This window comes from Acetobacterium malicum subsp. dehalogenans DSM 11527, assembly GCF_000472665.1.
Lineage (GTDB): Bacteria > Bacillota > Clostridia > Eubacteriales > Eubacteriaceae > Acetobacterium > Acetobacterium malicum.
In genome coordinates, this window is record NZ_AXAC01000004.1 from 58170 (window position 1) to 72890 (window position 14721).

Consider the following 14721-nt stretch of genomic DNA (forward strand, 5'->3'; position numbering starts at 1 on the left):
GAAAAATAAGAGGAGGAAACGTGATGACAGAGATAATTCAATTAGGGGCAATGGCTCCGGATTTTGCATTGCCGGATCAAAATGGCGAGATGATTACCCTGAGTCAATATCAAGGGAAAAAGGTGCTGCTGTCCTGGCATCCCCTGGCCTGGACATCAGTATGCACCGACCAGATGCGGTCTCTGGATCGGAATGCGGATCGCTTTGCACAAAAAAACACGGTGTTATTAGGCCTCAGTGTTGATCCCCAGCCCAGTAAATCGGTGTGGGCCCGGGCCCTGTCAATAAAACATTTCAAAATTTTATCAGATTTTGTGCCATTGGGTACGGTGGCGAGAGACTACGGCATTTTCAGTGAAGAACATGGCGCATCAAAAAGAGCCAATATCCTGATTAATGAAGCAGGGATGGTGATCTGGGTCAAGAAATATGAAATTCACACCTTGCCGGATGTGGAAGAAGTGCTGGGAAAAATGAAATAGGGCAGCAGATTTTTTATTCAGAGCAACCGAAATACGCCGGCCCGGTCAAATGTTCTGCAAATTTATCGGTAGTCTCGATACCCTGGGTAACCAGGGTGTTTTTTGAATCGTTTGGGGTATAAAAACAAACATACTTGAAATGAAGGGATATATAAAAGCATGAGCAGAAAGAAAATCATCGTCATCGGGGCAGGGGTCAGCGGCCTAGCCAGTGCAGTACGATTATTAAATGAGGGCTTCGAGGTTGAGCTTTATGAGAAGAACCGTCAGGTCGGGGGGCGCATGGGTGTCATCAGCGGCAACGGCTTTACCTTTGATCTGGGTCCCACGATTCTGATGATGCCCCAGATTTATGAAGAGGTTTTTAGCAATTGCGGCCGAAACCCGGCAGATTATCTCGAGATGGAGCGATTGGATCCTATCTATAAGGTGTATTTTGGCGATGGGTCCACCCACGAGGCATCGTCTGAGCTGAGCAGTCTGATTAAGACCTTGGAATCGGTTGGTGAAACAGAAACTCAGGGTTATCTGGCCTATCTGGCCGATGTCTATAAACGGTATCTGGTGGCCAAGGAACACTTTATTGATCGTTCGTTCCGAAAGGCCACCGATTTTTATAATCCGAAAACCCTGTTGGCAGGGCTGCGGTTACGAACCTTTGACAATGCCTTTGACTCGGTCGGCAAATTTGTCAAGGATGAAAAGCTCAAGGAACTGCTGAGTTTTCAGACCCTTTATATTGGTATCTCGCCCTTTAATGGGCCATCAATTTACACGATTATCCCCATGATCGAACTGACCTATGGGGTCTGGTTTTTGAAGGGCGGGATGCGGGCGATGGCCCTGGCTATGGAGAAACTGTTTCTGGAAATGGGCGGCAAATTATTTCTTGATACAGCGGTGGAACGCATTAACATTGATGGAAAAATGGTTCGTGGTGTCACGGTTAATGGAGAAGAGAAAACCGCAGATGGGGTCGTCTGTTCGGCGGATTTTCCCTATGCCATGAAAGCGTTGTTGCCCGATGATTTTAAACACAAAAAATATCAACCGGCCAAGGTCGCTGAACTGGACTATTCCTGTTCGGCCTACATGCTCTACTTGGGTCTGGATAAACGGGATTTTCCCGGTTTGAATGTCCACAACCTGGTCTTTTCTAAAGATTTCAAGGGCAATCTGGACGATATTTTCGCCGGGCGTTTTCCGGCAGATCCATCCATTTATGTTTATGCTCCGGCACTGCTGGATGAAAGCCTGGCCCCCGCGGGGCAATTGGGCCTTTACGTATTAGTACCGGTGCCCAACTTAAAAGATGGATCCTTGCCCTGGGAAGATGAGGCGGCAATGGCCGGCTATCGCCGCCAGGCACTGGAAAAGATCAGCCAGATTCTGCCACTAAAAGATTTTGAACAGCACATTATTTTCGAAAAATCCTATAATCCCGTTGATTTCAGGGACGACTTCAATGCTCTGTTCGGAGCTACCTTTGGTTTGCGCCCGACCTTGTTGCAGAGCAATTACTGGCGGCCCCAACCCAAGGCGATGGGCTATCAAAATTTGTATTTTACCGGATCCAGCGCCCATCCCGGGGCCGGCGTTCCGATCGTGTTAACATCAGCCAAGATTACCGTAGCGGAAGTGATGAGGGATTTCCAATGATCACTGAAGCAATCCAAAAAGATTTAAACTGGTGCGAAACCCTGATTCAGAATAATTCTAGCAGTTTTTATCGGGCTTTCCGAAAATTACCGCAAGAACAGGCCCAGGCAGTGTTTGCGATCTATGCCTTCTGCCGGATTGCCGATGATGCCATCGATGTTGATAACAACCCGGAAATGGTCAAAGAGATGGTTGTCAAACTGGATGCTTTCAAAGCGGGAGAAACCCCAGATGAACCGATGTGGCGGGCGCTGCGATGGGCGTTTGACACCTTTCCCCTAAAAATTCGGCCGTTTCAGGAAATGCTGATCGGTCAGCTTCAGGATGTTGACTTTAAACAGCCGGAAAGCTTTAATCATTTATTGGACTATTGCTATCTGGTGGCTGGAACGGTGGGCCTGATGCTTTGTCCGCTGTTGGCAAAACCGGTAACCATTGAAACCGAAAAATTATCGGTGGAACTGGGCATTGCCATGCAGCTTACCAATATTTTACGAGATGTGGGCACGGACTATCGGCTTAATCGCATCTACCTGCCGGAGGATTTAATGATTGCCCTGGGGGTCAGTCCCGAGAATCTGGCGGGACCAGAGCCGACCCCGGAACTGATCAGACTGTGGGAGCATATTGCGGCTGAAGCTGAAAGCCGCTATAATAGAATTACAGCGAATCTGGATGTATTTGACAAAAACGCTCGATTGCCGGTATTATTGGCACTGCTTTATTATAGTAAGATAATAAAACGTTGCCGGAAAGCCCGGTATCGGTTGTTGGATCGACGGATCTATGTTCCTAAATGGGAAAAGCTGATGCTCTTTATTACGGCGAACAGACAGCTGTTATTAACATCATTGTGGCGATAAGCGGCGGAGAATGGAGGCATCTGATGGAAAACATCGGGACTTATCATAATTTACTGGGAATAATTGTTTCGTTTATTTATGTATTCGGCGTTATTTTTTTCGCCAGGTTTTTAGAGCGCTTCGGCAAAGAAACCAGCCGTAAGGCAGTCCACATTCTGGTGTGCAACTGGTGGCTGCTGGCGATGGTCTTTTTTGACAGCCCCATTTGGGCTGCTGTGGTACCAGCCTGTTTTGTCTTTTTGAATTATCTGTCATACCGGTTTCAGCTTTTTTCATCGATGGAACGCGGGGCCGGAAAAGGCGATCTGGGCACCGTTTATTATGCCATTTCGCTGCTGGTGTTAGCGCTGATTAGCTTTGGACCGCTGGAGAACCCGGTGGTTGGCGGGGTGGGGATTATGATTATGGGATATGGCGATGGTTTAGCAGCAGTTGTAGGAACACGGTGGCCGAAGCAACCATATAAACTATTGGGTTCAGAAAAAACCCTGTCCGGCAGTCTTACCATGCTGGTGGCGAGCTTCCTGGTGACCCTGATTTTACTGGCGGCCACCGGCTCGGCCGAGGTACTGATTCCGGCGATAACCCTGGCGGTGCTGGCAACTGCGCTTGAAGCCATAACGCCCCTTGGGCTGGACAATCTAACCGTGCCCCTGGTCAGTGCCGGGGCCTATTATTTTATATTTGTCATATAGGAGAAGCAGAATGGAAAATTTAATCGACTATAGTGTAGCTGCTCAAACCGGAACGATACTGGAACATGTGGTATACATTTGCCTGTCTTTGCTCGGGGCAACTTTTGCATACCGTCGAAAATCATTAACCTTTTCGGCCGCCCTGGGAGCCTTTTTTTTGGGAACTGCCTTATATCTGGCCGGAGGGCCCTTATTCTTTGTTTTACTGATGGTCTTCTTTTTAAGCTCGACCTTTTTATCCCATTTCAAAGCCAGCATTAAAGATCCGGTTGAGGCCAGAATTCACGCCAAATCGGGTCCCCGGGATATTGTCCAGGTTGGTGCTAATGGGGGTGCCGCTCTGATTATGGCAGTGCCTTTTGCCATATCTCAGAATCCGGCCTATTTGGTGGCGGTGGCAGCATCATTTGCGGCTTGCAACGCTGATACTTGGGCTTCGGAAATCGGCATTCTCAGCCGCAAGGCACCGGTTTCGCTGATCACCTTTAAACCGGTCAGTCCCGGGCTTTCCGGCGGGGTCAGTCCGCTGGGGTTGATGGCTTCGCTGGGCGGTTCGGTGGTGGTGGCATTGACCTATGGTTTGTATCAGCTAGCCGCCGGAAACAGCGGTGAGCTGTTATGGATGCAAATTGGTATCATTACTTTAGGTGGCGTGTTGGGGTCAATTCTGGACAGCTTAATGGGTGCGGCTATCCAGGCCAAGTATATCAGCCATGAAACCGGCGAGTTGACCGAGAAGCCGGACCACAATAATAAACCCAACCAGTTATATAGCGGGATAACCTTTGTGAACAATGATTTTGTTAATTTTGCCAGTTCGTTGTTGGCCGCCATACTGGTTCTGGTTTTTGTTGAGCTCCAATAAAACAATGGACATTTGGTAAAGAACCACTGTTTCCACGACATGAAAGGAAAAAGACGATGATCAAGCAGGCATATTTTCAAGGAAAAAACAAAAAGCGGCGGTATTTTGAAGGCTGGTATTTTAAGTGTATCAGTGTCGATCGAAAACACGCCATTGCTATTATTCCGGGAATGGCCATTGATCCCCAGGGGAAAAAGCATGCCTTTATTCAAGTAATCAATGCCGTCAACGGAAAAACCTGGTATCATCATTTTCCTTACTCCGAGTTTAATGCCCGATCAGATGAGTTTGATGTAGAAATTGAAAACAATAGCTTTAATGCCCAGGGGTTATCATTAAACGTGGATACCGCTGAAGGGTGTATCAAAGGACGACTGACCTTTAATACGATTCATCCCTTCCCCACTGGTCCCGGGCATCCCGGAATTATGGGACCTTTCGGTTTGCTGCCGTTTATGGAATGCTATCACGCCATCATTCATCTGTACCATGAAATAAAGGGTGATATTGAGCTGGATGGGGAAATTCTTGATTTTAATGGTGGTGTCGGTTATATCGAAAAGGACTATGGCCGGTCATTTCCAAAAACCTATCTCTGGCTTCAGGCCAGCCATTTTGAAACGAGAAATGCTTCTTTTGTCTTTTCCCGGGCAAATATTCCCTTTTTAGGAATAGAATTTCCCGGTTTTTTTGCCTACTTCACTGATTTTAACGGGATCACCCAGCGTTTTGCCACCTACAATTTTTCCCGGCTAAAAAAATGGGAAGTTGATACTGAGAAGGGGACCTGTGCCGGGGAGCTGGAAGGTCCAAACGGGGCACTGACTTTTACTGCCCAGATGGCTAGTGGCGGACGGCTTCGGGCGCCGGTTGATGGACTAATGGATCGGGAAATTGTGGAGAGTATCACCGCCAAAGTGTGGGTGCGTTTAACAAACAATCACGGGGATGTTATATTTGAAAGCGCCAGTAGCGAAGCCGGGATGGAAATATGTTTAGACGAAGGGGTTGCATCGAACCAAGAAAGCGAATAAAAGAAACCAATTATCATGCAGAATCACCAATTGAAGTTGCCGAAAATGTGTTTTATTCAGGATTGGAGTTATGATATAATAGTTCAAAATTAAATAATCGTTTTCAGGTGCCCCTTGGGGAGAATAGGAAAATAAGTGAGAAGCTTATACGGGCCCGCCGCTGTAAATTGGGAATTTCTGTCAGTATGCCACTGTTTAATAAATGGGAAGGCGACAGAGGTGATGATCATGAGTCAGAAGACCTGCCTGAGAATTAGATGTTGAGAGATGTGGAGAGTCTGCGCTTTATTAGCGTAGCTTTTTTTTGATTAAGATCGAAAAGGATCGTTTTGGGGACACGGTTATCAGAGATTTAGACAATAAGGGTGGATAAAGATATGAAAGCAGTTGTTTTGGAAAAACCGGGCGAATTGGTGTTGCATGATCGGGACATGCCGGTCTGCGGTGTCGGCGAGATTCTGGTGCGGGTCAGAGCCTGCAATATTTGCCGAACCGATTTAAAATGCGCTACCGTAGGGCAACGGGATCTTGTTTATCCCAGAATCTTGGGCCATGAAATTGCTGGCGAGATCATGGCAAAAGGTAAAAATGTAATCGGCTATAAGGTCGGCCAACGGGTTTATATTCATCCCGGAATTTCCTGCGGGGTGTGCGAATATTGTAAAAAAGGTCAGGATAATCTCTGTGATCAGATTAAGATTATGGGCTTTAATTTTGATGGTGGTTTTCAGGAAGTGATCAAAATTGATCAACAAGCGTTGCGTTCCAGAGTCGTCAATCAGATCAATAATGAAAATTTGGCTTATGAAGAAATATCCTTTATTGAGCCACTGGCCTGTTGTGTGAACATTCAGGATCGTCTTAAAATGGACCGAGAATCAGTGCTGGTGATTATTGGTGGGGGGCGTCTGGGTTTATTGAACTTATTTGTGGCAAAGGCAGAAGGCATTAAAAACGTCATCCTCATTGAAGAAAATGAGGAGCGCCGCAACCGTGGCAAGGTGCTTGGCTTTGATGCTGTTTTTAACGGCAGTGAGCCGGATCTTCTAAAACAGCTGCAAATGACTACTAATAATAAAGGGGTGGATGTGGTCATTCCCTGTTGCCCGGGACCAGAAGCCCTGGATCTGGCTTTACAGATTTTACGCAAAAAAGGCACTCTGGGGTATTTTAGTGGGATTAGCCGGGATGATGCGTTTTACCCGGACATCAATCTGATTCACTATAAGGAAATTTCAGTGGTGGGGTCCTATGGCTGTAGTGCTAAGCATAGTCGGAGGGCAAAAACCCTGCTGGAATCAAAAAAGGTTAATGTGCGGCCCCTTATTTCCCATCGGGTCAAACTGGAAGAACTGGCCCGGGGAATGGATTATATAAAAAACGGCGATGGCTATTCAACCATTGTTGTGATGAACTAGTCGGCTTATGTGAAAGTGACACTTCAGCAGTTTTGGATTCATAAAATAATCACAAATAGTAAAAAGAAAAGTAAAATTCAAGGAGAAATCAAATGGAAAAAACAATCAGTATGAAAGATTATGGTCAGGTGATTACCCAGCTGATCAACAAAGAAAACCTGTCAAAAGATGATTCCAAAGAAATGTTTATGGAAATTTTAAGTGATAAACAAACCGCCATGCAACAGGGAGCTTTTTTAGCGGCGCTCAGCGCCAAAGGAGCGACCCCGGAGGAAGTCGCCGGGAGCTTTGAGGCTATTTATGAGGTGGATACCTTTAAGGTGGAACCTGTCACCGAATTTCCGATTGTGGATAATTGCGGCACCGGGATGGATAGTTTTAAAACCTTTAACATCAGCACCGCAGCATCGATTATCGCGGCAGCAGCGGGAATTCCCATGGCTAAACACGGTTCCCGGGCGTTGACCTCAGTTTGCGGAACCATCGATGTGCTGGAAGCATTGGGCATTGATATGGATTCTCGTGTGGAGTTGGTCAAAGAAAGTATTGAAAAAGCCGGCATTGGCATCTTCAACGGGATGAGCCCGGAAGTCCACCCTGTTGCGTTGGGCCGGGTTTTATCGCAGATTTCTTTTGGTAGCGTGCTGAATATTTCAGCGTCGCTGGCTAATCCGGCACTGCCGCAGTATGGGGTAAGAGGTGTCTACTCGAAAGAAATGCTGGGCTTTGTTCCCCAGATCATGGCCGAGATTGGTTATAAACGGGCTATTGTTGTTTATGGAGAAGTTGGGGAGCAATCGATTGATGAAGCGTCTACCATCGGAACCACCTACATTGCTGAGTTGAAAGAAGATGGTACTGTGGAAAACTACTCATTTAATCCACAAGACATGTTGATAACTCCGGGAATTGTGGATGAAATTCGAACATTTGACTCAGTCGAAGCGTCGGCACTGTGTATTGTCCGACTTTTAAAAGGGAAAGAAACCAAAACCCGGGAAGATATTGTTGCGTTAAACGCCGGGTTGATTCTTTATTTAAGAGACAAGGCACCAAGCATACGGGCAGGCTATGAAATGGCACTGGAACTTATTCACAACGGCGAAGCCTGGGAAAAACTGAAAAGCTGGGTTAAATATCAGAATCGGGATCGGCTTAAGGGACTCTCGACCTTATATGATCTGGAAGAAAAGGTCATGAAATAAGATGATTCTGTATGCCTTAAAATCAGCGGATGGGTATCTCAAAATGGCTGAAAATAAGGAATTTGCGTTGGTTGGCATCAACAAAGCCAGCGTTTATCCGGAATCCGAACTGGCAATGTTGAAAGCGCTGAAAAATGAACTGCAGGAACAAAAGGAACAGATTTCGAACCTCCGCATTATTAAAATAACGCTGACAGAAACGGATCATTTTGCTTAATTAAATATCAGGCAGGATTCCCTTTACTATCAACCATTCAGGTGATATGATATGAACATAAAAATTTAATTGCAAGAACCTTTATCGTTGATAAAGGTTCTTTTGGCATGTTGATAAGATGATCTGGCTGAGAAAAATTAACACTGGCAAACTTATCCACAAATGTCGATAAAGTCAACACAATTGTGGATAAGTGTCGATCTTTCAACAGAGGCGTTGAGATTAAAAAATCATTATAAGATAGAAGATAAGAGGAATAACATGCATAAATTTGAAAACTGTTTGGTTGTCGGCATCTCGTCTCGGGCTCTTTTTGATCTGGAAGAAGAAAATCAGATTTTTAATGAAGAAGGGGTGGAGGCATATACCAACTATCAAATTGAACACGAGAATGATCTATTAAAACCAGGGACCGGTTTTGCCTTGATCAAGGCCTTGCTGAAGCTCAACGAAATCGGTTCGGAGGAACGGAAAACCGAAATCATTGTAATGTCCCGAAATAATGCCGACAGCAGTCTGCGGATTTTTAACTCCATCAAGCATTATAATTTAGATATCACCCGGGCCGCCCTGGTCAGCGGGGCGTTACTTTCCCCCTATCTGGAGGCTTTTAACACGGATCTTTTTCTTTCGGCCAATGAGGAAGATGTCCAGGAAGCTATTAACGCCGGGGTCGCGGCGGGGATCATTTATACCCAGCATCTGGCCTACGACGAAGTAAACGAAATCGACCAGATCCGGATCGCCTTTGATGGCGATGCGGTGCTTTTCTCCGACGAATCGGAGCAGATCTATAAAAGTCAGGGCATCGAAGCCTTTCAGGCTAATGAAACAAAAAATGCCCGAAAACCGTTGCCGGAAGGGCCCTTTGCCAAGTTTCTGAAAACCCTGTCTGCGATACAGAAGGAGTTTGATAAAAACCGGGCGCCGATTCGCACGGCACTGGTCACGGCCAGAAATGCTCCAGCTCATGAACGGGTGATCCGGACTCTGCGAGCCTGGGATGTGCGGATCGATGAAGCCTTTTTTCTGGGCGGGATGAGCAAACAGGAGGTCCTTAAGGCCTTTGGGGCCCATATCTACTTTGACGATCAGGCTATCCACACCGATGCGACGGCGGAATTCGTGCCTTCGGCCCGGGTCCCGTATAAGAATAATGAAAATCAGAGTGATTTGGAATAGTGAATTAACAAATCGGAACGACATCAAAAAAGAATCCTCTGGAGAAGAGGATTCTTTTTTGTGAGAAAGGAGTTCATGAAAAGAAAATCTATGTTAAACCAAGGGATTATTGAGGGATAGTCCCTTGGTGTAAACCCATGCAAAAGATAGTTGTGATGGATTACTGTTCTTAGTTTAACGCGGATCTGTGGTCGGATCTTGATTATTTTGTGATAATTAGGTGAAGATTTTAATTAAAATGAAATTAACAATTCTCTGCTAAAATGGGTATAAAAAGTGGCAACCAAATGTTAACAACCAGGCAGTAACAAAGAAAGAGGAAACAAAATGAAAGACTATCGGCCCGATGATTTTGATTTTAATAAAACCCTTGGCGAAATCAGTGCAGAGATCAAGAAACCAAATATTTTAGTCTGTGGTGCCACTGGTGCCGGAAAAAGTTCGGTGGTGAATTATGTTTTTGGCGCCGCGGTGGCTCAAATCGGTCATGGCATTCCGGTAACCCGGGGAATTACCAAATATCAGCGAGCCGATGCCGGGGTGGTCCTTTATGACACCGAAGGTTATGAAATCGGCACCGAAAAAATATCAAAGTACAAAGCCAATGTCGAAGGCTGGGTAAATGAACGCAGCAATGCAGACAATAACCCGTCTAAAAAAGACGAGACCAGCCATGATTTGATCAACCAGATCCATGAGGTCTGGTATTGCATCTCGGCCGGAAATAAACGGGTAACCGATATGGACATCGATGTGATTCAGATGCTTAAAGCAAAAAAGCTGCCGGTGACAGTGGTGCTGACCCAAATCGATAACCTCGATGCCGAAGAACTCGTGGCCATGGAAGCGGCGATCAGAAATGATTGCCAGGTGGAATTTTTTCGCACCAGTGTGGCCACTGATCCGGCAGTGACAGCAGCATTGCAGGACTATCTGCAATGGGAGGATCTGATCAGGTGGGCCATTGATCATCTGGATGAGTCTTTGCGGGAAGGGTTTATCAGCGCCCTCAAAGGAAATCTTGGAGCTAAAAAAAGACTGATCAATCATAAGATTATCCCTCTGTATACTAGCGGTGCCGCCGGCGTGGCTTTAACGCCAATCCCTTTTTCGGATGCGGCGCTGCTGGTGCCGATTCAGATTAAGATGTCGCTGCATATTATGAAAACCTATGGACTGGACCAGAAACTGGGGAATCTGTCGTCACTGGTGGGTTCGGTGGTGGTTTCTGAATCCGGCCGGTTATTGGCCCAGACCCTCAGTGCCAATCTCTTTAAATTGATTCCCGGGGTCGGAACGGCGATCGGCACCACCGTTAACACCGTGGTGGCCTCCAGCTTTACCGCCGCCATGGGTTATGCCATTTCGGAGATCTGTTTTCGCTGCGCCACTGCGGTGTTTGAAGAAGGTAAAGAAATTGTCTGGACCGACTATTTTAATGGTGAGAACATAGCCGGCTTAATGGCCGAATGGTTCAAGGTTTCCCGGCATGGCTAAACGTTGTGAAACCAATGTGCTAATATTAGGGAAAACCGGGGTCGGAAAAACATCCCTGTTTAATTACATTTTTGGTACTGATCTAATGAAAACCGGAGCCGGCCGGCCAGTGACCGGGATGGGGATCTTTGCCGAAACGATTCCGTTGAGCCCTGAGCTGGTTCTTCATCTTTATGACTCCTGGGGCCTGGAAGTGGATAAATCAGAAAGTTGGAAAGCTCTGATCCAGGAGGTGCTGGATCAGCATGATGTCCGGGAAATCAAGGACTGGTTCCACACCATTATTTATTGCCTGTCGGCCAAATCAGCCCGGGTGGAAGACTTTGATCTGGAAATGATCACAGCCCTGGGTATGGCTGGCAACCCGGTGCTGGTGGTATTAACTCATTGTGATGTGATGAATGTGGAAACCGCTATTGCAGCGATGCGAACAGAGATCACAACAAAAACGGGAGTACGGAATCAGGATATTGTTGAGGTATCCAGTCACGCCAAAACACTGCTTAGCGGCAAGACCACTCAGGTCTTTGGCAAAGAAAAAATCATCCATCGGATCAAGGTCAATCTGCTCGACTCCATTTCCGGAAAAATGCCGCAGATATTGGCAGCCATCGGCCAGGAGAAAATAAATAGTTGGTTTAAAGATTGTCAGGAAGTGGTCCAGAAGCATGTCAGTTTTTTAAACCCGACCTCCGGTAAAAAGGAAGTTAGCCGCAATGAATTTTTTGATAGCTACGCCCAGGACATTTTTGATGCGATTGGCCGGGAATCGGATGCGCTTTTTAACGAAGCCTATGAATTCTATGGAGCCTTCAGCAGCCAATTTTTGGGCAATACCCTGGTGGAAGTGACGGATCAACAACGAATTCCTCAGATTACCCATTTTCAGATTAAAAAAAGCGATAAAATTGGAACCTCAATTGCCGGGGCGGTTTTACTAGCGATACCGGTGGTGGGACTGCTGGGTAAATTTGCTATTCAGGAAAAAACCCGGGCCTATTATCGGGAAGGCCTGCGACACAATAAGGCCTTGCTCGAAGACCATCTGCAAGTCTGCGTCGCGATCTTGTCCCAGGATTTAAAAAAAATAAATTCAGGATTTGAGATTGAAGAATAAGCAGCTGGTTTTGGGGTATATAAATAGACAACTGTAAATTCAAACATAAGAAGGAGAGACAGAAATGGAATTGGTAGATAAAATTGGCGTGATCTATTGGAGTTATAAAGAAAGTACTGAGATTATGGCCGAAAAAATATCAAACGGTATTGATGAAGCCGGCGCTAAAGCGATTTTAGTCAACGTGGTTGACTTTGATATTGACAGTATTGACAGCTATTACAAAATTGCCCTCGGTTGTCCGGCGATGGCCGGGGAAGCCCTGGAAAAAAGTGAATTTGAACCGTTTTTTAAGGCGATTTCCACGCATTTAAAAGGTAAAAAGGTCGCTCTTTTTGGATCCCATGGCTGGGGCGATGGCGAGTGGATGCAGGGTTGGGAGAACCAGGTAAAAGGTCTGGGAGCCATTCTCTTTGATAAAGGTCTGACTATCTTAGGAGAACCTGATAAAGAGGGGCGCCACCGCTGTGTCGAGTTTGGCAAGGCCTTTGCCGAGTTTTAAAAATTTATAGCATTAAATCAAAATAAATGATCAAAGCCCTGGAAGCAAAAACTTCCAGGGCTTTTTTTGTCACAACATCAGGTGATTCTTGCATTTTATCAAACCAGGGCGAATTATAAACAAGGGGGGTGCTTCTAATCCGCCCTGGCGATGCCATATGTTTCTTAATTGTAAAATAGTAAATCAGGTTTTTAGTTCATGCGGCTGACAAAATCAGAGTAAGCTTCAATTCCATGTTCGTGAACGTCAAGACCTTCAATTTCAACAACTTTTTCAACTCGCAGACCCATGGTTTTCTTAAGGACAAAGAAGAGAACGAAAGAGCTTCCTAAGGTCCATGCTGCAACCGCCAGGACACCAACAAATTGGACGCCAAGTTGAGCAAAGCCGCCGCCATATAATAAACCAAGAATTGCATCTTCAGTCCCTGGCAGGTAGTTGGCAAATAAACCAACCAGTAAGGTTCCCGCAACACCATTCATACAGTGAACACCAATGGCGCCAACTGGATCATCAATTTTCAGCGTTTGATCGATGAAAGGAATTCCGAAAGTAATGATTACACCGGCGATAACTCCGATGATAATGGCACCCCAGAGGGTAACAACCAGACATCCGGCAGTGATCGCAACCAATCCGCCCAGCACACCGTTAAGGGTCATTGAAATATCTGGTTTTTTGTAACGGGCCCAGGTCAGGAACATAACCGTTAATCCGCCAGCGGCGGCAGCCAGGTTGGTGGTCATAGCAATATGGCCAATATCTAAGTTGACAGCCAGGGTACTACCACAGTTAAATCCGAACCATGCAAACCAGAGAATGAAGACCCCAAGCGCACCTAAGGTCAAACTGTGGCCGGGAATGGCGTTAGCTTTGCCATCTTTGTTATATTTACCAATCCGCGGACCAACCATGATGGCGCCCATTAAGGCAGTCCAACCACCAACCGAGTGAACAACGGTAGAACCGGCAAAGTCAATGAACCCCATCGCGCCAAGGAATCCACCGCCCCAGGCCCAGTGTCCAACAACCGGATAAATAATCAGGCTGACAAAGGCAGAGATCAGACAATAAACGGAGAATTTAGTTCGTCCGGCCACAGCCCCAGAGACAATGGTAGCAGCAGTAGCACAAAAGACTGTCTGGAAAAAGATAAACAGTTCCGGTGTGACCGCTTCAAAAGCCGAAACATTGGTCAGGTTTTCGGGATTGAAAAATCCGCCCATGCCGATGAGTCCGCCCACATCGGGACCGAACATAAAAGCAAAACCAAAACAGAAGAATAGGATTGAGCCAATCATAAAATCCACAAAGTTTTTCATGATGATGTTCCCGGCATTTTTAGCCCGGGTAAAGCCGGTTTCAACCATCGCAAAGCCAGCCTGCATAAAGAAGACCAGTACTGAAGCCAGGAAGACCCAAACAATATCGATATATTGTGTTAATTCTAATAATTCCATAATAATTCCATAATAATAACCTCTCTCATTAAATTAAATCATATAAATAGAATTAAAGTAACCAATAACGGTATAAAAAAAGAAGACAGCTTTAATTTCTCATTAAAACCTATCTCCTTTGATAGTGTAGATTACTTTCGCTATTCATATTATATTGCATCAACGCCATGATCTCCGGTACGGATACGAACGACATCTTCGACATCATACACGAAAATTTTACCACCACCAATTTCGTCATCAGCGGCCAGACGGTCTTTGATGATCTTAATGATGATTCCCGCCGTTTCGGCATCGGTGACTGTTTCGACCTTGATTTTAGGAAGAAAATTAACGGTGTAGGCTGTTCCACGATAGGATTTCTGATAACCTTTCTGGTTTCCGTATCCCATAATATTGGTAATCATCATCCCCTGAACGTCACAGGTGTTGAGGATTTCTTTCAGGTCTTCGAGTCTTTCAGGTTTAATGACTATTTCAAGCTTTTTCATATGAACCTCCTTATAGTTTAAGATGAAATGTAAT

At 45.8% G+C, this 14721-nt stretch carries 15 protein-coding genes and 1 riboswitch; of the genes, 13 read left to right on the forward strand and 2 right to left on the reverse strand.

What is annotated here, in order from left to right:
- The first annotated feature begins 23 nt into the window (after window positions 1–23).
- The 13 genes from A3KS_RS0101430 (at window position 24) to A3KS_RS0101490 (ending at window position 12736) form a co-directional block, all read left to right on the forward strand.
- Window positions 24–482: a redoxin domain-containing protein gene (locus A3KS_RS0101430; RefSeq protein WP_026393375.1), complete on the forward strand. Its 459-nt coding sequence runs from the start codon at window positions 24–26 to the stop codon at window positions 480–482.
- Between the two features lie 159 nt (window positions 483–641).
- Window positions 642–2141: a phytoene desaturase family protein gene (locus tag A3KS_RS0101435; RefSeq protein ID WP_026393376.1), complete on the forward strand. Its 1500-nt coding sequence runs from the start codon at window positions 642–644 to the stop codon at window positions 2139–2141.
- A complete protein-coding gene (locus tag A3KS_RS0101440; RefSeq protein ID WP_026393377.1) occupies window positions 2138–3004 on the forward strand; it encodes a phytoene/squalene synthase family protein in 867 nt (288 codons plus the stop codon). The genes A3KS_RS0101435 and A3KS_RS0101440 overlap by 4 nt, the downstream gene beginning before the upstream one ends.
- A 23-nt stretch (window positions 3005–3027) precedes the next feature.
- On the forward strand, window positions 3028–3699 hold the full coding sequence (locus A3KS_RS0101445; protein WP_026393378.1) for a diacylglycerol/polyprenol kinase family protein: 672 nt from the start codon (window positions 3028–3030) through the stop codon (window positions 3697–3699).
- Window positions 3700–3709: 10 nt separating this feature from the next.
- Window positions 3710–4564 (forward strand): DUF92 domain-containing protein, encoded by an 855-nt coding sequence (locus tag A3KS_RS0101450; RefSeq protein WP_026393379.1) that lies wholly within the window; start codon window positions 3710–3712, stop codon window positions 4562–4564.
- A gap of 56 nt (window positions 4565–4620) precedes the next feature.
- Window positions 4621–5598: a tocopherol cyclase family protein gene (locus A3KS_RS0101455; protein WP_026393380.1), complete on the forward strand. Its 978-nt coding sequence runs from the start codon at window positions 4621–4623 to the stop codon at window positions 5596–5598.
- 88 nt (window positions 5599–5686) lie between these two features.
- Window positions 5687–5862: riboswitch (cobalamin riboswitch) on the forward strand.
- Between the two features lie 113 nt (window positions 5863–5975).
- Window positions 5976–7016 (forward strand): alcohol dehydrogenase catalytic domain-containing protein, encoded by a 1041-nt coding sequence (locus A3KS_RS19690; protein ID WP_051355585.1) that lies wholly within the window; start codon window positions 5976–5978, stop codon window positions 7014–7016.
- A gap of 92 nt (window positions 7017–7108) precedes the next feature.
- On the forward strand, window positions 7109–8221 hold the full coding sequence (gene trpD, locus A3KS_RS0101465; protein WP_026393381.1) for an anthranilate phosphoribosyltransferase: 1113 nt from the start codon (window positions 7109–7111) through the stop codon (window positions 8219–8221).
- 43 nt (window positions 8222–8264) lie between these two features.
- The gene (locus A3KS_RS0101470) at window positions 8265–8438 is read left to right on the forward strand and encodes a hypothetical protein (protein ID WP_156913179.1); all 174 of its coding nucleotides are present in this window, start codon (window positions 8265–8267) and stop codon (window positions 8436–8438) included.
- A 261-nt stretch (window positions 8439–8699) separates the two neighbouring features.
- A complete protein-coding gene (locus A3KS_RS0101475; protein WP_026393383.1) occupies window positions 8700–9620 on the forward strand; it encodes a 5'-nucleotidase in 921 nt (306 codons plus the stop codon).
- Window positions 9621–9947: 327 nt separating this feature from the next.
- Window positions 9948–11117 (forward strand): YcjF family protein, encoded by a 1170-nt coding sequence (locus A3KS_RS0101480; protein WP_026393384.1) that lies wholly within the window; start codon window positions 9948–9950, stop codon window positions 11115–11117.
- Window positions 11110–12234 carry a GTPase gene (locus A3KS_RS22215; protein WP_026393385.1) on the forward strand — a complete coding sequence of 375 codons (1125 nt, stop codon included), beginning with the start codon at window positions 11110–11112 and terminating at the stop codon, window positions 12232–12234. Before A3KS_RS0101480 ends, A3KS_RS22215 begins: the two co-directional genes overlap by 8 nt.
- A 64-nt stretch (window positions 12235–12298) precedes the next feature.
- Window positions 12299–12736: a flavodoxin domain-containing protein gene (locus A3KS_RS0101490; RefSeq protein WP_035354890.1), complete on the forward strand. Its 438-nt coding sequence runs from the start codon at window positions 12299–12301 to the stop codon at window positions 12734–12736.
- A gap of 191 nt (window positions 12737–12927) precedes the next feature.
- Here A3KS_RS0101490 and A3KS_RS0101500 read toward each other — a convergent pair whose 3' ends face one another.
- Window positions 12928–14196 (reverse strand): ammonium transporter, encoded by a 1269-nt coding sequence (locus A3KS_RS0101500; protein ID WP_026393387.1) that lies wholly within the window; start codon window positions 14194–14196, stop codon window positions 12928–12930.
- 149 nt (window positions 14197–14345) lie between these two features.
- Window positions 14346–14687, reverse strand: coding sequence for a P-II family nitrogen regulator (locus A3KS_RS0101505; protein ID WP_026393388.1), 342 nt, complete (start codon window positions 14685–14687; stop codon window positions 14346–14348).
- Window positions 14688–14721 lie beyond the last annotated feature (34 nt).

Coding starts and splice junctions, on each gene's coding strand:
- A3KS_RS0101475 (WP_026393383.1), top strand. CDS start 8,700: ATGCATAAATTTGAAAACTGTTTGGTTGTCGGCATCTCGTCTCGGGCT.
- A3KS_RS0101440 (WP_026393377.1), top strand. CDS start 2,138: ATGATCACTGAAGCAATCCAAAAAGATTTAAACTGGTGCGAAACCCTG.
- A3KS_RS0101505 (WP_026393388.1), bottom strand. CDS start 14,687: ATGAAAAAGCTTGAAATAGTCATTAAACCTGAAAGACTCGAAGACCTG.
- A3KS_RS0101455 (WP_026393380.1), top strand. CDS start 4,621: ATGATCAAGCAGGCATATTTTCAAGGAAAAAACAAAAAGCGGCGGTAT.
- A3KS_RS0101490 (WP_035354890.1), top strand. CDS start 12,299: ATGGAATTGGTAGATAAAATTGGCGTGATCTATTGGAGTTATAAAGAA.
- A3KS_RS0101500 (WP_026393387.1), bottom strand. CDS start 14,196: ATGGAATTATTAGAATTAACACAATATATCGATATTGTTTGGGTCTTC.
- A3KS_RS0101430 (WP_026393375.1), top strand. CDS start 24: ATGACAGAGATAATTCAATTAGGGGCAATGGCTCCGGATTTTGCATTG.
- A3KS_RS0101470 (WP_156913179.1), top strand. CDS start 8,265: ATGGCTGAAAATAAGGAATTTGCGTTGGTTGGCATCAACAAAGCCAGC.
- A3KS_RS0101435 (WP_026393376.1), top strand. CDS start 642: ATGAGCAGAAAGAAAATCATCGTCATCGGGGCAGGGGTCAGCGGCCTA.
- A3KS_RS0101480 (WP_026393384.1), top strand. CDS start 9,948: ATGAAAGACTATCGGCCCGATGATTTTGATTTTAATAAAACCCTTGGC.
- A3KS_RS0101445 (WP_026393378.1), top strand. CDS start 3,028: ATGGAAAACATCGGGACTTATCATAATTTACTGGGAATAATTGTTTCG.
- A3KS_RS0101450 (WP_026393379.1), top strand. CDS start 3,710: ATGGAAAATTTAATCGACTATAGTGTAGCTGCTCAAACCGGAACGATA.
- A3KS_RS22215 (WP_026393385.1), top strand. CDS start 11,110: ATGGCTAAACGTTGTGAAACCAATGTGCTAATATTAGGGAAAACCGGG.
- trpD (WP_026393381.1), top strand. CDS start 7,109: ATGGAAAAAACAATCAGTATGAAAGATTATGGTCAGGTGATTACCCAG.
- A3KS_RS19690 (WP_051355585.1), top strand. CDS start 5,976: ATGAAAGCAGTTGTTTTGGAAAAACCGGGCGAATTGGTGTTGCATGAT.